Consider the following 22428-nt stretch of genomic DNA (forward strand, 5'->3'; position numbering starts at 1 on the left):
GAACGCTCCGGCCCCCGACTCCGTATGGAGCCGGGGGCATTTCATGTCCGAGTCCGCCACGACACAGGAGCACGCCTTGGGACACAACAGGCGCAGACGCCCGACCGGGGCGCGCCGCGCGACCTTCGGAGCATGCGCGCTGATACTGGGGGGCGGCGGCCTGGTGGCCGTGAACGTGTTCGCCTCCGCGACCGAAGCAGGCAACGCCGCGGTTCCCCTGGGCACGTCCGGAGTGGCGGCCACCGTCGACTGCCCCGACCCGAGCGAGCGGCTGACGACGGTGCCGGAGCAGGCGCGACCGGAGGTCGACACCGAACTCGCCCGGCTCGACCAGCAGATCGCCACCGCCTACCGGCAACTCCAGGAAGCGGCCCGCACCGCGGACGACGGCAGACTCGACGAGGGCGCCGTCCTCGACCCGTTGAACAAGGAACGGGCCACGACGATCGAGCGCATCGCCGCCGCCGTCGACAAGGCAGGGGAGCGCCCCGAAGGCCTGGACGCCCTGGTGCAGTGCACGCTGCGGCGCACCGAGGTCGCGCCGGCGGACGCGCCGAGCGGCAGCCCGGACCAGCAGACACAGGACGGGGACGGCGAGGACGAAGAGCAGCAGGGCAACGGCGGACAGGCCGGCAACGGCCCCGTGGCAGCGGACTACGTCGACATCACGTCCGTCCAGCCCAACGTCGTGAAGACGCCCCGGCAGAAGGACGCCTCGCGCGGCTCCTTCACCACCCGCTGCGGCGTCAACGCCGAGGGCCTGTTCAACTCGGACAACCTGATCGCCGCCCCCGGCGTCAGCAACGGCGCCCACCACTTCCACGACTACGTCGGCAACCAGGCCAACGACGCCTTCGCCGGCGACGAGGACCTGGCCGCCGCCGGCACCAGCTGCGCGGACCAGGGCGACAAGTCCTCGTACTACTGGCCCGTGCTGCGGCTGCAGAACGGCACCGTCGAGCAGGACGCCGAGTCACCCGGCGGCGGCATCGAGGGCAACGCCGGCGAGATCGTCACGCCGGCCGAGGTGACGCTGACGTTCGAGGGCAACGAGCAGGGCAAGGTCACGGAGATGCCGCGGCTGCTGCGCATCATCACCGGTGACGCGAAGGCGTTCGTCAACGGCGACACCAACGCGAACGCCTCCTGGAGCTGCACCGGTTTCGAGGACCGGCAGCTGAAGGACAAGTACCCGCTCTGTCCCTCCGGCAGCGACGTGGTGCGCACCTTCACCTTCCAGAGCTGCTGGGACGGCCGCAACATCGACAGCGCCAACCACCGCACCCATGTCGCCTTCGCCGCCGCCGACGGCAGTTGCCCGGACGGCTTCGAGGCCGTCCCGCGCCTGGTGCAGCGCATCGTGTACGACGTCGAGGCGCCCAGTCTCCAGGACGGGGGCCGGACCGTTCCGCTGTTCGCCGTGGACTCCTTCCCCGAGCAGCTGCACAAGCCGGTCACGGACCACAGCGACTTCATCAACGTCTTCGACGAGGACCTGATGCGGGAGATGACCGACTGCATCAACAGCGGCCGCACGTGCGGTCCGGAACAGGGTGCGGAGGACCCGCAGGAGCAGCCGACCGAGAGTCCGGAGGAACAGCCGACCGGGAACCCGCAGGAACAGCAGACCGAGAACCCGCAGGAGCAGCCGACCAAGAGTCCGGAGGAGCAGCCGACCGAAAGCCCCGCCGAGCAGACCGCCGAACCCCCGGCCGAGCAGACCGCCACCGCCTCGGCACCCGTGGCGGGTCAGGACGGGAAGACCGACGCCTCCGCGAGCGCCGAGCCCCGGTCCGCCACGACCCCGGCCGACACCCCTGCCGCCACTCCGGCCGACGCCGGCAGCGCCGCACCCGGGACGACCAGGGCGGCAAGCACCGGCGACGAGGCCGCGGCCGGCCCGTCGACCGCACCGCAGGCCACACAGGGCGGCCTCGCCGAGACCGGCTCCGGCCTCGGCCTGTGGCCCGCGGCGCTCGGCGGCGTCCTCTTCGCCGGCGGCTGTGTGCTGCTGATCCGCTCCAGGCGGCGTGCGCCGTGACGCCGGCCCCGTGAGCCCGTGACCCCACCCCCCGCCGGACGCACCGCGTCCGGCGGGGACACCGGTCGGTGTGACCGACCCGCGACCTCCCTCATGGCCGCCCCGGCGTGCGGTATACGTCGCCCATGGACTACTACGACCTCGGCACCCACGGTCGCCCCGTGACGACCTCGTCCCCCGAGGCCCAGCGGTGGTTCGACCGCGGGCTCGTGTGGACGTACGCCTTCCACCACGAGGAGGCCGTCTCCTGCTTCGAGGCCGCCGCCGCGGCCGACCCGGACTGCGCCATGGCCGACTGGGGCATCGCCTACGCCCTCGGCCCGAACTACAACAAGCCCTGGGAGGCCTTCGACGCCCAGGAGCTGGCACGGACCGTCGAGCGCACCCACGCCGCCGTCGAACGCGCCCACGAGAAGGCGGACCGGGCCACCCCGGTCGAACGCGCCCTGATCGGCGCCCTGCGCGCCCGCTACCCGCAGGCACGCGCCGTCGAGGACTGCTCGGTGTGGAACGCGCCGTACGCCGAGAGCATGCGGACCGTATACGAACTCGCCCCCGACGACCTGGACGTGAGCACCCTCTACGCCGACGCGCTCATGAACCTGACGCCCTGGCAGCTGTGGGACCTGCGCACGGGCCGGCCCGCCGAGGGGGCCCGCACCCTGGAGGCGAAGGACGTCCTCGACCGGGCGCTGGCCACCGCGGCCGGACGCGACCACCCGGGCGTCGTGCACCTGTACGTCCACCTGATGGAGATGTCCGCCACCCCCGAGGTGGCCCTCACCGTCGCGGACCGGCTGCGCGGCCTGGTCCCCGACGCCGGGCACCTCCTCCACATGCCCTCGCACCTCGAAGTCCTGTGCGGCGACTACCGGCGCGTGGTCTCGGACAACACCGCCGCGATCGCCGCCGACGAGAAGTACCACGCGCGGGCCGGCGCGATGAACTTCTACACCCTCTACCGTTCGCACAACTACCACTTCAGGATCTACGGCGCGATGTTCCTCGGCCAGTACGAGGTGGCCCTCGACACCGCCGCGCAACTGGAGGCGTCCGTCCCCGAGGAACTGCTGCGCGTCGAGAGCCCGCCGATGGCCGACTGGCTGGAGGGCTTCCTGGCCATGCGGGTGCACGTCCTGATCCGGTTCGGCCGCTGGACGGACATCCTCCGGCTGCCGCTGCCCACCGACCAGCGCCTGTACTGCGTGACGACCGCGATGCTCCACTACGCCCGGGGCGTCGCCCTCTCGGCCACCGGCAAGATCGCCGAGGCGGAGACCGAACGCACCCTGTTCCGCGAGGCGGTGGCCCGGGTGCCGGAGACACGCATGCTGTTCAACAACACCTGCGCCGACATCCTCGCCATCGCCTCCGCCATGCTCGACGGCGAACTGGAGTACCGCAAGGGCGACCACGCCGCCGCCTTCGCCGCTCTGGAACACTCCATCGAACTGGACGACAACCTCCCCTACGACGAGCCGTGGGGCTGGATGCAGCCCACCCGGCACGCCTACGGCGCCCTGCTCCTGGAACAGGGCCGTGTCGCGGAGGCCGAGGCGGTCTACCGGGCCGACCTGGGCCTGGACGACAGCCTGCCCCGCGCCCTGCAGCACCCCGGCAACGTGTGGTCCCTGCACGGCCTCCACGAGTGCCTGGTGCGCCTCGGCAGGACGGGGGAGGCGCGCATCGTGGCGCAGCAGCTGACGCTCGCCGCCGCGCTGGCGGACGTTCCGGTCGAGGCCTCCTGCTTCTGCCGCCTCGGCACCGGACCGGTCACGGGTGGACCGGACGGCGGCTGCTGCGCCACGGACCGCTGAACCGGTGAACCGGCCCGGTGCCGACGGACGTCAGTCGTCGAGCGCGTCCTTGACGTCACCCAGGTCGACGAACTTGAAGTTGGTGGCGGCCCGGTCGCCGTCACCGGGCGCGTCGTGGCCGTCCTGCACGACGAGCAGGCCGTCGGGGTAGCGGCTGCCCAGCGGCTGGTTGAGCACCGCGGCACCGTCGCACTCCTCGGAGCCGTCGGGGCCGCCCGCGGCTCCCGCGCCGGACGAGGCGGCCGTGACGCGGAACCCGCCCTCGTACTCGTTGCGGTCGCCGATCTCGCGGTCGTAGGCGACGAAGGTGTTGTCGCCCTGGCTGGAGGCCAGCAGGTGGCCGTCCCCGTCCGACTCCTCGAGGAGCGTCAGACCCTCGACGTCGGCGGACAGCCGGGTGCCGCCGTATCCGGGGTCGGCACCGGCGACGCACTCGTCGGTGGCCTCGTCGTAGGTGGCCGGGACCCCGTACTCCCGGACCTTGTCGACGAGCCGGGGCGTGCCGGTCAGGTCGGCGCGCAGGCGCCAGACGCCGACGTCCTCCTGGCCGGCGTAGAGCGTGCCGTTCGCCGGGTCGACGACCATGCCCTCGACCTGGGGCAGCTCGCCGGGCTCCGCGCAGGGGGACCAGTCGGTGCCGTTCGGCAGCCGGAAGGACGCGGGCAGGTCCAGGGTGCGGACCTGGCGGTAGCCGACGTGCCCGGAGGCGGTCGGGGTCAGTTCCAGGAGGGCGAGCCTGGTGCGCTCGCGCCGGCTGACCAGGGCGTACGAGCGGCCGGTCGTCCGGTCGGTCCAGGTGGCCAGGCCGTACGCGGTGCGCTCCTCGTTGATCTCGGCCTGGTCGGCGGAGAAGACCGGCGCGGCGGCCGGATCGGTGACGTCCTCGAGGGGCCGGTCCGGGTCGGCCGGGTCGACGCGGTAGACACGCAGCCGGTCGTTGCCGCGGTCGGTGGTGACCGCGAGGTCGGCGCGGCCGGTGGTCAGCTTCATGCCGTGCACGAGGTCGACGTTGTTGAAGCGGCCGGGTGCGTCGTCGGGGCCGGGCCCGGGGGGAGCGGAGACCGACTGCACGAGCTGTGCGTCGAGGTCGTAGACGCGCAGCCCGCCCTCCTTGGCGGTGGCGACGACGAGGCTGCGGTCGGGGTCGGCCGGGTTGCGCCAGATCGCGGGGTCGTCCGCGTCGGCGTTGCCGCCGGCCTCGTCGTCGTACAGGGTGGCCGTCTCGGACCGTGGCTGGACGGTCGGCAGCGCGTCGTCGGCGCCGGCCGCGGCCGGCGCCGACGGGAGCAGCGCGACGGCCGCGGCGAGGGCGCAGGCGACCGGCAGACTGAGGTGGTGTCTGGTCACTCCGGTACTCCTCAAGTCGGAAACATGACAACAGGGTTCACCGGGCGATCTTGGTGGTGGAGCGGGTCGCCGCGGGGTCCCGGTGGTGAAGGCAGAGCGTCCGGCGGGGGAACACGCGGGCTTCTATACGATGTGACCTCACCACACGCACAGCGGCGGAAGGAGGCGGGCCGTGACGGACCACCGGCGTCCGCGGCGGCGGGGGCAGGGCGAGCTGGAGGCGCTGGTGCTGTCGGCGCTGCGCGAGGCGGACGGCCCCGCGACGGCCGGCTGGGTGCAGGAGCGCCTGGGCGGCGACCTCGCCTACACCACGGTGATCACGATCCTCACCCGGCTGCTGGAGAAGGGCGCGGTCGCCCGCGAGCGCGCGGGCCGGTCCTTCGCCTGGACACCCGCCTCGGACCAGGCGGGCCTGGCCGCGCGCAAGATGCGCAAGGTCCTGGACGCCGAGAGCGACCGGGAAGCGGTGCTGGCCAGCTTCGTCACCGGCCTCGAGCCGGACGACGAGCGGCTGCTGCGCGAACTGCTGGGGCACGCGCGTGACGCGGGGGAAGACTGACGCCTCATGGGGGTCTTCGTCTTCCTGCCCCTGGTCCTGCCGCTGACGGCATGGCCGATCGCCCGGCTGGCCGAACAGCATCTGCACCCGCGGACCGCGACCAGGCTGCTCACCGCCGTCGCCGCGGTGATGGCCCTGTGCAGCACGGTGTGCCTGGCCCTGGTGATGGTGGTGGGCACCGCTCAGCTGCCGGGCAACCCCCTGCCCGACGGCTGGTCGGACCCCGAGGTCCGGGCGGCGGTGCCGTACGACGAGGTCGTCGGCAAGGCCGCGATCCCCGCACTGTGCGCCGTGGTGGTGGCCTCGGCGCGGGCCCTGTGGCGGCACGGCCGGGTGCGCCGCCGTGCCCACCGCGCGCTGGCCGGACTGCCGGGCACCGGCGTGGCCGTGCTTCCGGACGACGTGCCGTACGCGTACGCGCTGCCCGGCGGACGCCGGGACCGTGTGGTGGTGAGCACGGCCCTGCTCGACTGCCTCGAACCGGCCGAGCGGCGCGCGCTGTTCGCCCACGAGCGGGCCCATCTCGCCGCCCGGCACCACCGCTTCCTGCTCGCCGTCCGGCTCGCCGCGCTGGCCAACCCGTTCCTGCGGCCCCTGCGGAGCGCCGTGGCCTATACGGCGGAGCGGTGGGCGGACGAGGCCGCCGCGCGGACCGTCGGAGACCGCCGTGCGGTGGCGACCGCGATCGGCAAGGCGGCCCTCGTCTCCCGGGGCACTCCGGTCGCCACCCTCGCCGGCCTCGCGGCGCCCGGCCCGGTGCCGCGCCGGGTGGCCGCCCTGCTGGGCCCCGCGCCGACGGTCCGCACCTGGCCCTCGGTGTTCACCTCGGTGGGCCTCGCGGCATGGGCGGCGGCCGCCGGAACCGCCGTCTCCGCGATGTCGTCCGCGAACGCCGCCGTCACCATGTTCCTCATCCTCCGCGCCGCGACGCCCCTGTGACCGACCTGATCAACGGCAGGTGACCCTGTGGTAGCTTGCGGGAGCCAGTCGAACCCACCTGGTGGGTCAGGGAATCCGGTGAGAATCCGGAGCTGACGCGCAGCGGTGAGGGGGACGGGCGGGACACGGGCCACTGGGCGGCACACGCCGTCCGGGAAGGCGTCCCGACCGGTCGATCCCGAGTCCGAAGACCTGCTGGCACCCGCGCGCGGTACGGCGCGGGCCGCACCGTACGAACGGGCTTCGCGCATGAGCCCTCGACGCCAGAGGATCTTCCTTGCCCGCACGCCCCGTCGGCTCCCGCCGCATCGCCCGCTTCCCCCGTTCCCGCCGTTCGCTCCGTGGTCCCGTCCTGTTGCTGTCCGGCGCCCTGCTGGCGTCCGCCTGCGGCTCCGGAGCGCCCGCCACCGACTCCGCCGCGGCGGCCGGGGCCGCCGGCTATCCACGCACCGTCACCGACTGCGGGCAGGAGGTGAAGATCACCGCGCCGCCCCGGCGGGCGGTCTCCCTCAACCAGGGCACCACGGAGATCCTGCTCTCACTCGGCCTCGCCGACCGCCTGGCGGGCACCGCCACCTGGACCGACCCGGTCATGAAGGGCCTGGAGAAGGCGAACGCCGGTGTGCCCCGGCTCGCCGACGACATGCCGTCCTTCGAGACGGTCCTGGACGCCGAACCCGACTTCGTCGCCGCCTCCTTCGCCTCCACCCTCGGCACCGGCGGCGTCGCCACCCGCGAGCAGTTCACCGAACTGGGCGTGCCGGCCTACCTGTCCCCGTCCGACTGCGTCGGCAAGGACAACAGCGGCGACGGCGACGGCAGCCGCAGCGAGCCACTGACCATGGAGACCGTGTACGGCGAAGTCCGCGACCTCGCCCGGGTCTTCGACGTCGAGGAGCGCGGCGAGAGGCTGGTCGCCGACCTCAGGGCCCGCGTCGACAGGGCGACCGCGGGCATCGACGCCTCCGGCGTCACCGTCATGTACTGGTTCGCCAACTCCACCTCGCCCTACCTGGCGGGCTGCTGCGGCGCCCCCGGCATCATGACCCGCGCGGTCGGCGCGAAGAACGTCATGGACGACACCCGCGAGGAATGGCCGCAGATCGGCTGGGAGACCGTCGCCGACCGCGACCCCGACGTCCTGGTCCTCGGCGACCTCACCCGCAGGTCCCAGACCGCCGAAACGGCAGCGAAGAAGATCGAGTTCCTGGAGTCCCACCCCGTCACCAGGAACATGACCGCCGTCCGGAAGAAGCGGTACGTGCTGCTCAGCGGACAGGCCATGAACCCCACCGTCCGCACCGTCGAGGGCGTGGAGAAGCTGGCGGCGGCGCTGCGCTCCCACGGGCTCACCAAGTGACCTCCGCCCTACGCCCGACCGGCCGCCGGTACCCCGTGTGGACGGCCGCCGGGATCGCCGCCCTGTGCGCCTCCGTGGCCGTCGCCGTCACCATCGGCCCGGCGGACGTCGGCGTCACGGAGGTGTGGTCCGTGGTCGTCGCCCACCTCGGCGGCAGCCCCGGCGCCGCGGACGTCACGCCGATCCGCGACGGCATCGTCTGGGATCTGCGGCTGCCCCGCACCCTCCTCGCCGCGGTGTGCGGCGCCGGACTCGCCGTGTGCGGGGCCGTACTCCAGTCCCTGCTGCGCAACCCGCTCGCCGACCCCTTCGTTTTGGGCGTCTCCTCCGGCGCCTCGACCGGGGCCGTCCTGGTCGTCGTCCTCGGCGTGGGCGGTGGCGCGCTGTCCGTCTCGGGCGGCGCCTTCCTCGGGGCGGTGTGCTCGTTCGCGCTGGTGATGCTGCTGAGCCACAGCCTGGGCGGCTCCACGGACCGTGTGGTGCTCGCGGGCGTGGCGGCGATGCAGCTGTTCTCGGCGCTCACCTCCTTCGTGGTGATGACCGCGGCCGACGCCGAGACCACCCGCGGCGTGCTGTTCTGGCTGCTCGGCTCGCTCGGCGGCGCGGACTGGACGGATGTATGGACCGGCACCGCGGTCCTGCTGCCGGTCCTGGCCGTGTGCCTCGGGTACGCCCGGACGCTGGACGCCTTCGCCTTCGGCCAGGACGCCGCGGCCACGCTCGGCGTCCACGTCGCCCGCACCCGGCTGGTGCTGCTGTGCGCCACCGCACTGCTCACCGCGGCCCTGGTCGCCTCGGCCGGCGCCATCGGCTTCGTCGGCCTGGTACTGCCGCACGCCGTACGGGCGCTGACCGGCCCCGGCCACGCCCGGATGTTGCCGGTCTGCGCGCTCGCCGGTGCGGTGTTCCTGGTCTGGGTCGACACCCTGGCCCGTACCGTCCTCGAACCCCAGGAGGTCCCGGTGGGCGTGGTGACCTCGCTGATCGGTGTGCCCGTCTTCGTGCTCGTACTCCATCGCACCCGGAGGGCACGGTGACGCTGAGCGCCGAGCGGGTCTCCCGCGCCGCCGGCGGGCGGCTGATCCTGGACGGCGTCAGCCTGAGCCCCCGGGCCGGCGCGACGACCGGTCTGCTCGGCCCCAACGGCTCGGGCAAGTCCACCCTGCTGCGGCTGCTCTCCGGCGTCCTCGCCCCGGCCGGCGGCGTCGTCACCCTCGACGGCCGCCCGCTGGACCGGGTGGGCCGCCGGGACGTCGCCCGGCGGGTGGCCGTGGTCGAGCAGCAGGCGGACACCCAGGTCGAGCTGACCGTGCGGGACGTGGTCCGGCTCGGCCGGATCCCGCACCGCCGCGCCTGGGTCCCGGCCTCGGCGGCCGACGAGGAGGCGGTCACGGACGCCCTGGAGCGCACCGGTCTGACCGGGCAGGCCGACCGGCTCTGGCACACCCTCTCCGGCGGCGAACGGCAACGCGTCCAGATCGCCCGCGCCCTCGCCCAGCAGCCGCGCGAACTCCTGCTGGACGAACCGACCAACCACCTCGACATCCAGCACCAGCTGGACGTGCTGGCCCTCGTCGCCGCCCTGCCCGTCACCACCGTCGTCGCGCTGCACGACCTCAACCTCGCGGCGATGTACTGCGACCATCTCGTGGTGCTGTCCGAGGGACGGGTGGTGGCGGCGGGCGACCCCGGGGAGATCCTCACGGCGGACCTGGTCGCGGACGTGTACCGGGTACGCGCCGAGGTCACCGGTACCGGACCGGGCGGCCGTCCGCACGTCCGGTTCCTCGGCACGCTGGCGCAACGGCCACCGAGCCCGGCACCGACCGCCCCGCGGTGAGCGGCGCGGGCGACGGCTGACCCGGCGCGCACGCCCCGTCCGTCGTCGGCGTCAGCCGTCCATCAGCCCGGCGGCGAGTGTCGCCCCCAACTCCCAGCAGGCCTCCAGGTCGGCCTTGGCGGGCTCACCGGCCACGCTCACCGCCGCCGCCGCGCGCTGCCAGCCGAGGCCCGTGGTGACCGCCTCGATGCCGCGCACCGCGCCCGTGGTGTCGCTGCCGCCGTGCACGTAGTAGCCGAAGGGCCGGCCGCGCGTCTCGTCCAGGCACGGGTAGTAGACCTGGTCGAAGAAGTGTTTCAGGGCCCCGGACATGTACCCCAGGTTCGCCGGTGTGCCCAACAGGTATCCGTCGGCCTCCAGCACGTCCAGCGCCGTGGCCGTCAGCGCCGCCCGCCGGACCACCCGCACCCCCTCGATCTCGGGGGCGGTCGCCCCGGACACGACGGACTCCAGCATCGCCTGGCAGTTCGGCGACGGCGTGTGATGCACGATCAGCAAGGTGGCCACCCCCGAAGCCTGCCGCCCGGCACCCGCCGACCGCAAGGACCCGCCGTGGCCGCGCGTACACTGGCTCCCGTTCGTGTTCGACACAGGCCGAGAAGGACCGGCACACCCAGGAGGTGGGGTTGATGACCGCGCTCGAAGCCGCTCTTCGCGGCGCCCGGGCCGCCCTCGCGACCCGGGCCACCGTCCGACCCTGACGAACCGCACACCTGGAAAGGGATCCTCGTCCCGTCATGTCCCACACCTGGATCACGCGCGCCGAGACCGGCGCCGACATCCCCGCCGTCCGTGACATCGTCCGCGCCGCCTTCCCCACCCCGGAAGAGGCCGCTCTCGTCGACGCGCTGCGCGCCGACCCCGACGCGTGGATCGACGGACTGTCCGTCGTCGCGGTCGACGACCACGACCGTCCCGTCGGCCACGCCCTGCTGACCCGCTGCCACATCGGGGACAGCCCGGCGCTGTGCCTGGCACCCGTCGCCGTACGGCCCGAGCGTCAGCACAGCGGCGCCGGGTCCGCGGCCGTCCGGGCGGCGCTCACCGCGGCCGGGCGGAAGGGCGAGCGTCACGTCGTCGTCCTCGGCCACCCGGACTACTACCCCCGGTTCGGCTTCACCCGGGCCTCGGCCCACGGCATCGGCCTGACCATCGACGTCCCGGACGAGGCCCTCATGGCCCTCACCCTGGACGCCGGCCACCCGCTTCCCGCGGGCACCGTCCGCTACGCGGCACCGTTCGGCATCTGACCGGCGGCACACGACAGCGGGGCCGCCTGCCCGGATCGGACAGGCGGCCCCGCTGGTGCCGGGTGCCTCAGGCGACGGGCGCCGCCGGACCCTTCCCGGTCGGCACGGCGGCGGCCTCACCGGCCTCCTCGGCCAGGCGCTCCATGCCGCTCGTGGTCTTCAGCGGCTTCTCCTTGATGAAGACCACGGCCACCAGCGCGAGCAGCGCGAACGGCGTGGCGACGAGGAACAGGTCCGCGGTGGCGACGCCGTAGGCGTGCTCCACGATCTCCCGCATCGGGGCGGGCAGCGTGCTCATGTCCGGGACGGCCCCGTGACCGCCGCCCGAGCCGCCCTCGGCGGCACCGGCGGCGCCCGCCTTCTCCAGCCCCTTGGTCATCTCGTCGGCGACCCGGTTGGCGAGGATCGCGCCCAGGACGCTGGTACCGATCGTGCCGCCCATGCTGCGGAAGAAGGACAGCACGGAGGTCGCGGCGCCCAGCTCGGCCGCCGGGACGTCGTTCTGCGCGGCGAGCACCAGGTTCTGCATCAGCATGCCGACGCCGACACCGAGCACGGCCATGTAGATGCTGAGCAGCCCGAAGTGGGTCTCGGCGTCGATCAGGGAGAGCAGGGCGAGTCCGGCGGTCATGATGACCGCGCCCGCCACCAGGTAGCTCTTCCACTTGCCGGTCCGGCTGATCAGCTGGCCGGCGACGGTGGACGACACCAGCAGACCGAGGATCATCGGCAGGCTCATCAGACCGGCGATCGTCGGCGACTTGCCCAGGGAGACCTGGAAGTACTGCGAGAGGAAGACGGTCCCGCCGAACATGGCGACACCGACCAGGAGGCTGGCGATCGTGGTCAGGGTGACCGTGCGGTTCTTGAAGATGTCGAGCGGGATCACCGGCTCGTCGGTGCGGGCCTCGACGAGGACCGCGAGACCCAGCAGCAGCACACCGCCGATGACGAGCGCGGCGGTCTGCCAGGACGCCCAGTCGAACTGGTTGCCCGCCAGGGAGACCCAGATGAGGAGCGCGCAGACACCGGCGACGATCAGGAAGGCGCCGAACCAGTCGATCTTCACCTGGCGCTTGACGGTGGGCAGCTTCAGTGTGCGCTGGAGCAGGAAGATGGCCAGCAGGGCGAACGGCACGCCGATGAAGAAGCACCAGCGCCAGCCCAGCCAGTCGGTGTCCACCAGCACACCGCCGATCAGCGGCCCGGCCACGGTGCCGACGGCGAACACGGCACCGAAGATGCCGGAGTACTTGCCCAGCTCCCGGGGCGGGATGATGGCGGCCATGACGACCTGCGCGAGCGCGGTCAGACCGCCCGCGCCGATGCCCTGCACGACCCGGCTGAAGATCAGCAGCGTCGTGTCGTGCGAGAAGCCCGCCAGCAGCGAGCCGATCACGAACATCAGCAGCGACAGCTGGAGCAGCAGCTTCTTGTTGAACAGGTCGGACAGCTTGCCCCACAGGGGCACGGTCGCGGTCATCGCCAGCAGTTCGGCGGTGACGACCCAGGTGTAGGAGGACTGGCTGGCACCCAGGTCGGCGATGATCGTCGGCAGCGCGTTGGACACGACGGTGCCCGCCAGGATGGCGACGAACATGCCGGCCATCAGGCCGGACATGGCCTGGAGTATCTGCCGTTGGTTCATGGCGGTGGGAGGCGCGTCGGCGGGCGCCTGGGCTGCGGTCACGGCATCTCTTTCGGTGGTGGACTGACGATTCGCGCCGGCGCCCGGCGCGGGGGAGGTGGTGCTGAGGTGGTGCGGAGGCGGTTACGCGGGAGGGGCCGGGAGACCGGCGGCGAGGAGGGAGAACACCTCGTGGAAGACGTCGAGGAACGCGGCTTCCTCCTGGTGGGCCGACCAGTGGTCCACGCTGGTGCGCACCGCGGTGCCGGCCACCGCGGCCAGCAGCCGCGGGTAGAGGCCGACGCCCGCGTCGCCGAGGCGCTCGGCGATGGCCTGGGCCAGCTCCGCCTCGGCCGCCATGTGTGCCCCGACGCCGCGCGCCAGCAGGTGCGGTGAGGCGTGCAGCACCTCGGCGTGCAGCCGCCACAGCTCGTGCTGCTGCTCCGCCTCGGCGAGCTCCGCGGCCATGGCCCCGCGCAGGACTTCCAGCGGGGAGAGACCGGCCGGCGCGTCGAGCACGGCGCGCCGCATGCGGGCGCCCGCGTCCGCGTCGATGACGACGAAGGCGTCGTCACGCGTGTCGAAGTAGTTGAAGAAGGTGCGCACCGACACCCCGGCCGCGGCGCTGATCGCCTCCACGGTGACCTTCTCCGCCCCGTGCTCGGCGGCGAGCCGTACCGCGGCCTCGGCGAGCGCGGCACGCGTGGCCCGCTTCTTCCGCTCTCGCAGGCCGCCCCCCGCGGCTCCCCTCTCCGACATAAGTTGCATGGTATGCAAAGATGCACGCCATGCAAAATTGACGGCGAGCGCCACCCTCATGGGGTCGGCGCCCGCCGTCGCGAGGTGTTCCGGGTCAGCCCGCCAGGCGCGTCAGCGTCTCCTCGAACGGCGTCGCGTTCCCGGCGCTCCGGTTGTGCGGCAGCCGGGCCAGCACCGTGGCCATGCCGCAGGTGTTGGTCACGCCGGAGAAGACCAGGCCCGCGCCGACGGCGCCGGACAGCCAGTGCGCGGGGCGCCAGGCGCGGCCCGCCAGGAAGCCCAGGGCGACGAGCGATCCGGCGGCGAGGCGCACCTGCCGGTCCATCGGCCACGGTGTACGGGCGCCGGCCGGACGCTCGACCGGACGGCCCGCTGCCGCCCAGGCGCCGGTGCCGCCGTCCAGGGTCGACGCCTCGATGCCGTGCGCCGCCAGTCGGGCGCAGCCCTGCGCGGACCGGTTGCCGGAGGCGCACACGAGCACCAGCGGCCCGCGCGTGGCGGCCGCCGTCAGTGCGCCGACGGCCTCGTCCAGCCGGTCGAGCGGAACGTTGTGCGCGCCGGGCAGGTGGCCGCCGGCGTACTCGCCGGGGGAGCGGACGTCGACGACGGTGAGCTCGTCGAACCGTTCGGCGGCCTGCGTGGGGGTCAGGGTGGCGGTGGGTGCGGTGCGGGTGGGCATGGAAGTGGACCTTTCTCGTTGCTGTACGTCCCCGTTGTCGTGCGCCCCCGCGCGGTAGGATACCCGCGGGGGTATGTGGGGCCCGGTGGAGGAGTGGAGGAGGAAACGTGGAACTCGACATGTCGGCCGACGAGCTGAAGTCGGCGCTCAACCGGCTGCGGCGCGCTCAGGGGCAGCTCGCGGGAGTCATCCGGATGATCGAGGAGGGGCGCGACTGCGAGGACGTGGTCACCCAGCTCGCCGCCGTCTCCCGGGCCCTGGACCGGGCCGGTTTCTCGATCATCGCGACGGGGCTGCAGCAGTGCATGACCAGTGACGACCCCGAGGTGCGGGACTCGGCCCAGATGCGGGCCCGCCTGGAGAAGCTGTTCCTCTCGCTGGCCTGAGCGGCCCGGCCCTCGGTGTTGCTCACAGCACCACCGTGGCGCCCATCGCCACGGCCACGGCGAGCAGCACGGCGCCGAACACGCGCCGCAGCGTTCCGGCGGACACCTTGGCGGCCAGCCGTCTGCCGTCCCACGCGCCCAGGACGGCGGTCGCCAGGAACGGCAGCAGCAGCGTGAGGTCCAGGTGTACGGCGGTGTGCGCCCGGGCCGCGAGGGCCACCAGCGCGTTGGCCGTCACGACCAGCAGACTCGTGCCCACCGCCGCGCCCATCGGCACGGCCACCACCGTCACCAGCGCGGGCACCGCCAGGAAACCGCCGCCCACCCCGAGGAACCCGGTCACCGCGCCCAGCCCGGCTCCGGCGCCCGCCGCCCGGACACCCGAGACGGGGCCGCCCTCGCGGGGTGCGCGGCTGCGCAGCATGCGCAGTCCGGCGAGCGCGGCCAGCGCCGCGAACACCAGCGTCAGTACCGCCCCGGGGATCCGCGCGGACAGGGCGCCGGCCGCGGCGGCGGGCAGCAGGCCCGCCGCCGCGAACAGCAGTCCGGCCCGCAGGCGCACCGCTCCAGCCCGCGCATGGGCGACCAGGGCGGCGACCGACGAGACGATCACGACGACCAGGCTCGCGGTGGTCGCCGCGGCCGGGGTGAAACCCAGCAGGTAGATCAGCGCGGGGACGGTGAGGATGCTGCCGCCCGCCCCCAGCGCGCCCAGGGCCAGACCGGACACGGCACCGGCGGCCAGGGCGAGGACCAGCGCGGTCATACGGCACGGCCGCCCGACGGTGCGACCAGCGGGAGACCGGCCTCCTCCGCCGCCGCGAAGCCGTCGTCGACCGCGACCACCTCACGGCCGGCGGCGTCGAGCACGGAAGCGGCGACGGCCGCACGCATGCCGCCCGCGCAGTGCACCCACACCGTGCCCGGCGGCACCTCGTCCAGGCGCCGGTGGACCTCGTGGACGGGGATGTGCACGCTGCCCTCGATCCAGCCGTCCGCGCGCTCGCTGTCCCGGCGCACGTCGACCACCACCACGTCCTCGCCGGCGTGCCGGGCCGCGGCCAGCTCGGCGAACGCGGCCCGCCGGAACGAGGCCGGCCGGGCCCCGTCCACGACCCAGTCGGCCGGGGAGCCCACCGCGGCCGCGGCCGGCCGGTCGATGCCCACCCGGGCCAGCTCGCGCTGGGCGCGGGCCAGGTCCTCGGCGCCGTGCGCCAGCAGCGTCACCGGCTTGCCCCACGGGATCATCCACGCCAGATAGGTCGCGAGCTGCCCGTCGACCTCGAAGTTGAACGACCCGGCCACGTGCCCGGCGGCGAAGGCCACCCGACTGCGCAGGTCCACGACCCACTCACCGGCGGCCAGCCGCCGGGCGATCTCGTCGGCGTCGGCACGCCGGGGCTCGGTCAGGTCCACGGGGGCGGGCCCCTCCGCGTTCACCGGAGCCATGTGGGCGTAGTAGGCGGGCACGTCGTCCAGCCCCGCCAGCAACCCCGCGACGAAAGTGTCCACGTCCTGGACGAGCGCCGGATTGGCCGCCTTCTCGGCGCCCACGGTGCTGTGCTCGCCGCCGGCCTGCGTGGAGGAGCAGAAACTGCCGAATCCGTGCGTCGGCAGCACGGCCACCTCGTCGTCCAGCCGGCCGGCGAGGCGGTGGGCGGAGGCGTGCTGCGCGCGGGCCAGCTCCTCGGTCAGCCGCGGCTCCACCAGGTCGGGCCGGCCCACGCTGCCGATCAGCAGCGAGCCGCCGGTGAAGGCGGCCACCGCCCGGCCCGACTCCTCGAGGACGTACGAGGTGTGGTGCGGGGTGTGGCCGGGCGTGGCCAGCGCGCGCAGTTCCAGGTCCTCGTCGACCGGCTCCACGTCCCCGTCGGCCACCGCGACGCGTGCGTACGCCACCTCGGCCCCGGCCGGCACCAGATAGCGCGCGCCGGTGAGGCGGGCGAGCTCCAGGCCGCCGGTGACGTAGTCGTTGTGGACGTGGGTCTCGGCGACGGCCGCGATCCGCACCCCGCGCCGCGCCGCCTCGGCGATGACCCGGTCGATGTCCCGCGGCGGGTCCACGACCACGGCCGCGCGGGCACCGCCCGCCAGATAGCTGCGGTTGCCCAGTCCCTCGGTCTCCAGGACGTCGACAAAGAACACGGCACACTCTCCTTCCTGATTACCCCCCGGGGTATCTTGCAGCCACCGTAACAGAGATACCCAGGGGGGTATCCAAGTCGGGTCGGCCCGGTACGTGTGACCCGAACGGCTCTGTCGGGTACCCGACCGGTCCGCGCAGGGTGGGGGAGGCGCACCGGCACCATCCGCGCCCACGCCCGGCCGAACACCCGCGGCCACCCCGGCCGACCGCTGTCCCGACACGGAAAGGACCCCGATGTCCGCCGACCCGCAGCAGACGCCTCCCGGGCTCACGGACGAGGAACTCGCCACGCTGGACGCCCACTGGCGCGCCGCGAACTACCTCGCCGTCGGCCAGATCTACCTGATGGCCAACCCCCTGCTGACCGAGCCGCTGCGCCCCGAGCACGTCAAGCCCCGCCTCCTCGGCCACTGGGGCACCTCACCGGGCCTCAACCTCGTCCACACCCACCTCAACCGGGTGATCAAGGCCCGCGACCTCGACGCCCTGTGCGTCTGGGGCCCCGGCCACGGTGGGCCCGCCGTCCTGGCCAACGCGTGGCTGGAGGGCTCGTACACCGAGACCTACCCGGACATCACCCGGGACGCGGCCGGAATGGCCCGCCTCTTCAAGCAGTTCTCCTTCCCCGGCGGCGTGCCCAGCCACGTCGCGCCCGAGACGCCGGGTTCGATCCACGAGGGCGGCGAGCTCGGCTACGCCCTCGCGCACGCCTACGGGGCCGCCTTCGACCACCCCGGCCTCGTGGTCGCCTGCGTGATCGGTGACGGCGAGGCGGAGACCGGCCCGCTGGCGACGTCCTGGCACTCCAACAAGTTCCTCGACCCGGTGAACGACGGCGCGGTCCTGCCGATCCTGCACCTCAACGGCTACAAGATCGCCAACCCCACGGTGCTCGCCCGCCTCCCCGAGGCCGAACTCGACGAACTCCTGCGCGGCTACGGCCACGACCCCCTCCACGTCACCGGCGACGACCCGGCCGCCGTCCACCGCGCGATGGCCCACGCCATGGACACCGCCCTGGACCGCATCGCCGCCGTCCAGCGCGCCGCCCGCGAGGAGGGCGCCACGGACCGTCCCCGCTGGCCGGTGATCGTGCTGCGCACCCCCAAGGGCTGGACCGGCCCCGCCGAGGTCGACGGCCTGCCCGTGGAGAACACCTGGCGCGCCCACCAGGTCCCCCTGTCCGCCGTGCGCACCAACCCCGAACACCTCGCACAGCTGGAGCAGTGGCTGCGCTCCTACCGGCCCGAGGAACTCTTCGACGCCACCGGAGCGCCCCACCCTGCCGTCCTCGCCGCCGTCCCCGAGGGCCCGCGCCGCCTGGGCGCCACCCCCTTCGCCAACGGCGGCCTCCTCCTGCGCGAGCTGCCGATGCCCCCGCTGGAGGAGTACGCCGTCGCCGTCGACAAACCCGGCGCGAGCACGCACGAACCCACCCGGGTCCTCGGCGACCTGCTCCGGGACGTCATGGACGCCACCACCGACCGGCGCGACTTCCGCCTCGTCGGCCCCGACGAAACCGCCTCCAACCGGCTCCAGGCCGTCTACACCGCCAGCGGGAAGGCCTGGCAGGAACGGACGATGCCCGTCGACGAGAACCTCGACCGGCACGGCCGGGTGATGGAGATCCTGTCCGAACACACCTGCCAGGGCTGGCTGGAGGGCTACCTCCTCACCGGCCGGCACGGACTGTTCTCCTGCTACGAGGCCTTCGTCCACATCGTCGACTCGATGGTCAACCAGCACGTCAAATGGCTGCGCGTGACCCGCCGCCTGCCCTGGCGCGCCCCCATCGCCTCCCTCAACTACCTGCTGACGTCCCATGTGTGGCGGCAGGACCACAACGGCTTCTCCCACCAGGACCCCGGCTTCGTCGACCACATCCTCAACAAGAGCCCCGAGGCCGTACGGGTCTACCTCCCGCCGGACGCCAACACCCTGCTCTCCGTCGCCGACCACGCCCTGCGCAGCCGCGACTACGTCAACGTGATCGTCGCCGGCAAGCAGCCCTGCTTCGACTGGCTGTCCCTGGAACAGGCGCGGGTGCACTGCGCGCGCGGCGCCGGCATCTGGGACTGGGCCGGCACCGAGGACGGCACCCGCGAACCCGACGTGGTGCTCGCCTGCGCGGGCGACGTGCCCACCCAGGAGGTACTGGCCGCCGCCCAGCTCCTCCGCCGCCACCTGCCCTCACTCGCCGTACGCGTCGTCAACGTCGTGGACATCGCCCGGCTGCTGCCCAGCGGGGAACACCCGCACGGAATGAGCGACTTCGAGTACGACGGCCTGTTCACCGCCGACCGGCCGGTCGTCTTCGCGTACCACGGGTACCCCTGGCTGATCCACCGGCTCGCCTACCGGCGCACCGGCCACGCACATCTGCACGTGCGCGGCTACAAGGAGATCGGGACCACCACCACACCCTTCGACATGGTGGTCGGCAACGACATGGACCGCTACCGCCTCGTCATGGACGTCATCGACCGCGTCCCGGGCCTCGCGGTGCGCGCGGCGGCCGTACGGCAGCGGATGGAGGACGCACGGCTGCGGCACCACGACTGGATCCGCGCACACGGCGTGGACCTGCCCGAGGTCGCCGACTGGTCCTGGGAGGGCTCGCGGTGACCGCAACGCCCTCGACCTGGGACTACGACCACTACGACCCGGCCCAGGAGCGGCTGCGCGAGTCGCTGTGCACGCTCGGCAACGGCTACTTCGCCACGCGTGGCGCCCTGCCCGAGTGCGTCGCGGACGACGTGCACTACCCGGGCACCTATGTGGCCGGCTGCTACAACCGGCTCACCTCCACGGTCGCGGGGCGCGAAGTGCAGCACGTGGAGAACGAGGACATGGTCAACCTCCCGAACTGGCTGCCCCTGCGCTTCAGGGCCGACGGAGGGGACTGGCTGACACCGGACACCGCCGAGGTGCTCGACCACCGGCAGACGGTGCACCTGGACACCGGCACGCTGGAGCGCCGCACCCACTTCCGGCTCGGGCGCGGGCGCGTGCTGACCGTGCGCCAGCTGCGGCTGGTGCACATGGCCGACCCGCACCTGGCCGCCCTGCGCACCGAGTTCACGGTGGACGCCGGCACGGTGGAACTCGACGTTGAGGCCGCCCTCGACGGCGACGTCACCAACTCCGGGGTGCCGCGCTACCGGGACCTGGACGGCCGCCACCTGACCCACGTGCACACCGGCAGCGCCGACGCAGGCACGGTGTGGCTGCGCTGCCGCACCCGTACCTCGGACATCCGGGTCGGCATGGCGGCCCGCACGACGGCCGGCGCGCCGGTCACCGCGGCACGGGAACACCTGCGGGTCGCCCAGCGCGCGACGCTGCGCGCGGAGGCGGGCCGCACCGTCACCGTCGACAAGGTCGTGGCCCTGCACACCTCGCGCGACCCGGCGATCAGCGATCCGCTGCAGGCCGCCGTGGACCGGGTGGCCGACGCCCCCGGCTTCGACGGACTGCTGGCGACGCACCGGACGGCCTGGGCCCAGTTGTGGCGGCGCGCCGAACTCGACGTCCCCGGCGAGGCGGGCAGCATCCTGCGCCTGCACCTCTTCCACGTGCTGCAGACCCTCTCCCCGCACACCGCCGACCTGGACGTGGGTGTACCGGCGCGCGGACTGCACGGGGAGGCCTACCGCGGCCATGTCTTCTGGGACGAGCTGTTCGTCCTGCCCTACCTCAACCTGCACTTCCCCGAGGTGTCCCGGGCCCTGCTGCACTACCGGCACCGCCGGCTGGACCGGGCCCGCGCCGCGGCCCGCGCGATCGGCAGGCGGGGAGCGCTGTACCCGTGGCAGAGCGGCAGCGACGGACGCGAGGAGACCCAGCGACTCCACCTGAACCCCCACTCGGGCCGCTGGCTGCCGGACCACTCGCACCTCCAGCACCATGTGGGGTCGGCGATCGCGTACAACGTGTGGCAGTACTGCGAGGCCTCCGGCGACGCCGAGTTCCTGCACACCAAGGGCGCCGAGATGCTGCTCCAGATCGCGCGTTTCTGGGCGGACTCCGCCACCTGGGACGCGCACCTGGGGCGCCACCGCATCCGGGGCGTCGTCGGTCCCGACGAGTACCACGAGGCCTATCCCGGCGCGCGGCGTCCCGGCCTCGACGACAACGCCTACACCAATGTCACCGCCGCCTGGGTCCTCACCCGCACCCTGGAGGTGCTGCGCACGCTCCCCGAGGCCCGCCGGCGCGAACTCGCCGAGCGCACCGAACTGGACGGCGGCGAACTCGAACAGTGGGAGGACATCTCCCGCACCCTCCACGTGCCCTTCCACGCCGGCGTGGTCAGCCAGTTCGAGGGCTACGGCGAGCTCGCCGAACTGGACTGGGCGGGATACGGCAGACGTTACGGCGACATCCGGCGGCTGGACCGCGTCCTGGAGGCGGAGGGCGACAGCGTCAACAACTACCAGGCGTCCAAACAGGCCGACGTACTGATGCTGGGCTACCTCTTCTCCCCGGCCGAACTGCGGGAACTCTTCGCCCGGCTGGGCTACGAGTTGAACGACGCCACCTGGCACCGCACCGTCGACCACTACCTGGCCCGCACCAGCCACGGCTCCACCCTCAGCGGGCTCGTCCACGGCTGGCTCCTGGCCCGGGCCCGCCGTGCCGAGGCCTGGGCGTTCTGCCAGGAGGCCCTCAAGGGCGACGTCGCCGACCTCCAGGGCGGCACCACCGGCGAGGGCATCCACCTCGGCGCCATGGCGGGCACCCTCGACCTCGTCCAGCGCTGCCTGACCGGACTGGAGACCCGGGAGGGCGCCCTGTGGCTGGACCCGGTGCCGCTGCCGGAGCTGTCCTCGTACGGGTTCGCCATCCGCTACCAGGGCCACTGGGGCGTACGGCTCCGGCTGGAGCACGGCCACCTGGAGATCACCGTGCCGCCGTCCGACCTCCCGCCGATCGACGTCCGGCTGCCGGACCGCACCGTACTGCTCCAACCGGGCGACAGCTGCAGACTGGCGCTCCAGGAGTGACCGGCCCGCGGCGGGCCGCGAGGGCGCTCAGTCCCAGAGGGGATAGGTCACCACGCGCGGGAACCCCTCCGGCCTGCCGTCGGTGTAGGTCAGGGTCATCCGGGTGTACTGCCGTTCCGAGGGGTCCTTCTCCCAGGTCCGCGGCCGGTCGAGCCGCACGGTCACGGGATACGAGTGGAACGCGCCCACGGCGCAGTACGGGTCGCAGTCGTTGACGGCGTTGGTGCCCCGGCCCACCGCGGAGTGCGCGTCCCAGTGGAACCAACGCAGTGCGACGAGGCGGCTGTTGCCGTCCCCGCAGGCGAGCAGGAAGTCATCGGGTCGTACTTTCGGCTGCCAGAGGCAGTCGACCAGTACCGGGTCCTGTGTCTGCCGGGGCCCCGACTCCTGCGCCGACGGTGCGGCGGAGGCCGTGCCCAGGGGTGTCGCGAGCGCGGCGGCGGCACAGAGCGTGACCGCTGCCCTCATCGGATTCCTGCCCATGTCTGCTCCCGGCCGTCTCGGTGTCGCTCGGCTCCGCTCTCAGCTCTCCGCTTCCGTCTGCGTCTTCGTGTCCGTTCCGTACTGACCGTACGACCGTGTTCCGAAATGCACCACTCGTACGGAGTAGTGCCCGCAACCGCCGTCGCCGCACCGGTGTCTCAAGCCCTCGAGAACGGCGACCCATCAAGT

The 22428-nt window shown here is 73.3% G+C and carries 19 protein-coding genes and 1 riboswitch; of the genes, 11 read left to right on the forward strand and 8 right to left on the reverse strand.

Annotation, left to right across the window (positions count from 1 at the left end; all coding sequences use genetic code 11):
* The first annotated feature begins 43 nt into the window (after nt 1-43).
* A complete protein-coding gene (locus ACIGO6_RS07735) occupies nt 44-2041 on the forward strand; it encodes a DUF1996 domain-containing protein (RefSeq protein ID WP_399872745.1) in 1998 nt (665 codons plus the stop codon).
* A gap of 125 nt (nt 2042-2166) precedes the next feature.
* Nucleotides 2167-3858, forward strand: a complete 1692-nt coding sequence (locus ACIGO6_RS07740; protein WP_399872748.1) for a tetratricopeptide repeat protein — start codon at nt 2167-2169, stop codon at nt 3856-3858.
* A gap of 30 nt (nt 3859-3888) precedes the next feature.
* Here the strand turns inward: ACIGO6_RS07740 and ACIGO6_RS07745 are convergent, their stop codons facing one another.
* Nucleotides 3889-5205: a phytase gene (locus tag ACIGO6_RS07745; protein ID WP_399872749.1), complete on the reverse strand. Its 1317-nt coding sequence runs from the start codon at nt 5203-5205 to the stop codon at nt 3889-3891.
* A 172-nt stretch (nt 5206-5377) separates the two neighbouring features.
* Here ACIGO6_RS07745 and ACIGO6_RS07750 point away from each other — a divergent pair, with 172 nt between their 5' ends.
* From ACIGO6_RS07750 to ACIGO6_RS07770, 5 genes are all read left to right on the forward strand, one after another.
* The gene (locus tag ACIGO6_RS07750; protein WP_399872750.1) at nt 5378-5764 is read left to right on the forward strand and encodes a BlaI/MecI/CopY family transcriptional regulator; all 387 of its coding nucleotides are present in this window, start codon (nt 5378-5380) and stop codon (nt 5762-5764) included.
* 6 nt (nt 5765-5770) lie between these two features.
* Nucleotides 5771-6703, forward strand: a complete 933-nt coding sequence (locus tag ACIGO6_RS07755; protein WP_399872752.1) for a M56 family metallopeptidase — start codon at nt 5771-5773, stop codon at nt 6701-6703.
* A gap of 28 nt (nt 6704-6731) precedes the next feature.
* A riboswitch (cobalamin riboswitch) is annotated at nt 6732-6918 on the forward strand.
* Between the two features lie 62 nt (nt 6919-6980).
* Nucleotides 6981-8063 carry an ABC transporter substrate-binding protein gene (locus tag ACIGO6_RS07760; RefSeq protein WP_399872755.1) on the forward strand — a complete coding sequence of 361 codons (1083 nt, stop codon included), beginning with the start codon at nt 6981-6983 and terminating at the stop codon, nt 8061-8063.
* Nucleotides 8060-9100, forward strand: a complete 1041-nt coding sequence (locus ACIGO6_RS07765) for a FecCD family ABC transporter permease (RefSeq protein WP_399872758.1) — start codon at nt 8060-8062, stop codon at nt 9098-9100. Before ACIGO6_RS07760 ends, ACIGO6_RS07765 begins: the two co-directional genes overlap by 4 nt.
* Nucleotides 9097-9903 carry an ABC transporter ATP-binding protein gene (locus ACIGO6_RS07770; RefSeq protein WP_399872761.1) on the forward strand — a complete coding sequence of 269 codons (807 nt, stop codon included), beginning with the start codon at nt 9097-9099 and terminating at the stop codon, nt 9901-9903. The genes ACIGO6_RS07765 and ACIGO6_RS07770 overlap by 4 nt, the downstream gene beginning before the upstream one ends.
* A gap of 51 nt (nt 9904-9954) precedes the next feature.
* Here ACIGO6_RS07770 and ACIGO6_RS07775 read toward each other — a convergent pair whose 3' ends face one another.
* Nucleotides 9955-10410, reverse strand: coding sequence for a flavodoxin family protein (locus ACIGO6_RS07775; protein ID WP_399872764.1), 456 nt, complete (start codon nt 10408-10410; stop codon nt 9955-9957).
* 230 nt (nt 10411-10640) lie between these two features.
* On the opposite strand from ACIGO6_RS07775, the gene ACIGO6_RS07780 reads away from it, so the two are divergent.
* On the forward strand, nt 10641-11153 hold the full coding sequence (locus ACIGO6_RS07780) for a GNAT family N-acetyltransferase (protein ID WP_399872766.1): 513 nt from the start codon (nt 10641-10643) through the stop codon (nt 11151-11153).
* Between the two features lie 67 nt (nt 11154-11220).
* Here the strand turns inward: ACIGO6_RS07780 and ACIGO6_RS07785 are convergent, their stop codons facing one another.
* The 3 genes from ACIGO6_RS07785 to ACIGO6_RS07795 form a co-directional block, all read right to left on the reverse strand.
* Nucleotides 11221-12801, reverse strand: coding sequence for an MDR family MFS transporter (locus ACIGO6_RS07785; RefSeq protein ID WP_399873609.1), 1581 nt, complete (start codon nt 12799-12801; stop codon nt 11221-11223).
* A gap of 123 nt (nt 12802-12924) precedes the next feature.
* Complete coding sequence (locus tag ACIGO6_RS07790) at nt 12925-13548, reverse strand: TetR/AcrR family transcriptional regulator (protein WP_399872768.1); 624 nt, start codon at nt 13546-13548, stop codon at nt 12925-12927.
* An 85-nt stretch (nt 13549-13633) separates the two neighbouring features.
* The gene (locus ACIGO6_RS07795) at nt 13634-14218 is read right to left on the reverse strand and encodes a rhodanese-like domain-containing protein (RefSeq protein WP_399872771.1); all 585 of its coding nucleotides are present in this window, start codon (nt 14216-14218) and stop codon (nt 13634-13636) included.
* A 107-nt stretch (nt 14219-14325) separates the two neighbouring features.
* On the opposite strand from ACIGO6_RS07795, the gene ACIGO6_RS07800 reads away from it, so the two are divergent.
* Nucleotides 14326-14604: a metal-sensitive transcriptional regulator gene (locus ACIGO6_RS07800; protein ID WP_003978241.1), complete on the forward strand. Its 279-nt coding sequence runs from the start codon at nt 14326-14328 to the stop codon at nt 14602-14604.
* A gap of 22 nt (nt 14605-14626) precedes the next feature.
* Here ACIGO6_RS07800 and ACIGO6_RS07805 read toward each other — a convergent pair whose 3' ends face one another.
* Nucleotides 14627-15370 carry a TSUP family transporter gene (locus tag ACIGO6_RS07805; protein ID WP_399872773.1) on the reverse strand — a complete coding sequence of 248 codons (744 nt, stop codon included), beginning with the start codon at nt 15368-15370 and terminating at the stop codon, nt 14627-14629.
* Nucleotides 15367-16749, reverse strand: coding sequence for a rhodanese-like domain-containing protein (locus ACIGO6_RS07810; RefSeq protein ID WP_399872776.1), 1383 nt, complete (start codon nt 16747-16749; stop codon nt 15367-15369). Before ACIGO6_RS07810 ends, ACIGO6_RS07805 begins: the two co-directional genes overlap by 4 nt.
* A 235-nt stretch (nt 16750-16984) precedes the next feature.
* Between ACIGO6_RS07810 and ACIGO6_RS07815 the strand changes: the two genes are divergently transcribed.
* Together ACIGO6_RS07815 and ACIGO6_RS07820 are read left to right on the forward strand one after the other, a co-directional pair.
* Nucleotides 16985-19375 (forward strand): phosphoketolase, encoded by a 2391-nt coding sequence (locus ACIGO6_RS07815; protein WP_399872778.1) that lies wholly within the window; start codon nt 16985-16987, stop codon nt 19373-19375.
* Nucleotides 19372-21756 carry a glycoside hydrolase family 65 protein gene (locus ACIGO6_RS07820; RefSeq protein ID WP_399872781.1) on the forward strand — a complete coding sequence of 795 codons (2385 nt, stop codon included), beginning with the start codon at nt 19372-19374 and terminating at the stop codon, nt 21754-21756. The genes ACIGO6_RS07815 and ACIGO6_RS07820 overlap by 4 nt, the downstream gene beginning before the upstream one ends.
* A 27-nt stretch (nt 21757-21783) precedes the next feature.
* Here ACIGO6_RS07820 and ACIGO6_RS07825 read toward each other — a convergent pair whose 3' ends face one another.
* Nucleotides 21784-22224: a hypothetical protein gene (locus ACIGO6_RS07825; RefSeq protein ID WP_399872783.1), complete on the reverse strand. Its 441-nt coding sequence runs from the start codon at nt 22222-22224 to the stop codon at nt 21784-21786.
* Between the last annotated feature and the right edge of the window lie 204 nt (nt 22225-22428).

It is taken from the genome of Streptomyces sp. NPDC053750, from assembly GCF_044544295.1.
In the GTDB taxonomy this organism is placed as follows: domain Bacteria; phylum Actinomycetota; class Actinomycetes; order Streptomycetales; family Streptomycetaceae; genus Streptomyces.

Bases quoted from the DNA above. Each gene is read 5' to 3' on its own strand.
- ACIGO6_RS07735 (WP_399872745.1), top strand. From the start codon at position 44: ATGTCCGAGTCCGCCACGACACAGGAGCACGCCTTGGGACACAACAGG.
- ACIGO6_RS07740 (WP_399872748.1), top strand. From the start codon at position 2,167: ATGGACTACTACGACCTCGGCACCCACGGTCGCCCCGTGACGACCTCG.
- ACIGO6_RS07755 (WP_399872752.1), top strand. From the start codon at position 5,771: ATGGGGGTCTTCGTCTTCCTGCCCCTGGTCCTGCCGCTGACGGCATGG.
- ACIGO6_RS07780 (WP_399872766.1), top strand. From the start codon at position 10,641: ATGTCCCACACCTGGATCACGCGCGCCGAGACCGGCGCCGACATCCCC.
- ACIGO6_RS07785 (WP_399873609.1), bottom strand. From the start codon at position 12,801: ATGAACCAACGGCAGATACTCCAGGCCATGTCCGGCCTGATGGCCGGC.
- ACIGO6_RS07790 (WP_399872768.1), bottom strand. From the start codon at position 13,548: ATGCAACTTATGTCGGAGAGGGGAGCCGCGGGGGGCGGCCTGCGAGAG.
- ACIGO6_RS07795 (WP_399872771.1), bottom strand. From the start codon at position 14,218: ATGCCCACCCGCACCGCACCCACCGCCACCCTGACCCCCACGCAGGCC.
- ACIGO6_RS07805 (WP_399872773.1), bottom strand. From the start codon at position 15,370: ATGACCGCGCTGGTCCTCGCCCTGGCCGCCGGTGCCGTGTCCGGTCTG.
- ACIGO6_RS07815 (WP_399872778.1), top strand. From the start codon at position 16,985: ATGTCCGCCGACCCGCAGCAGACGCCTCCCGGGCTCACGGACGAGGAA.
- ACIGO6_RS07825 (WP_399872783.1), bottom strand. From the start codon at position 22,224: ATGAGGGCAGCGGTCACGCTCTGTGCCGCCGCCGCGCTCGCGACACCC.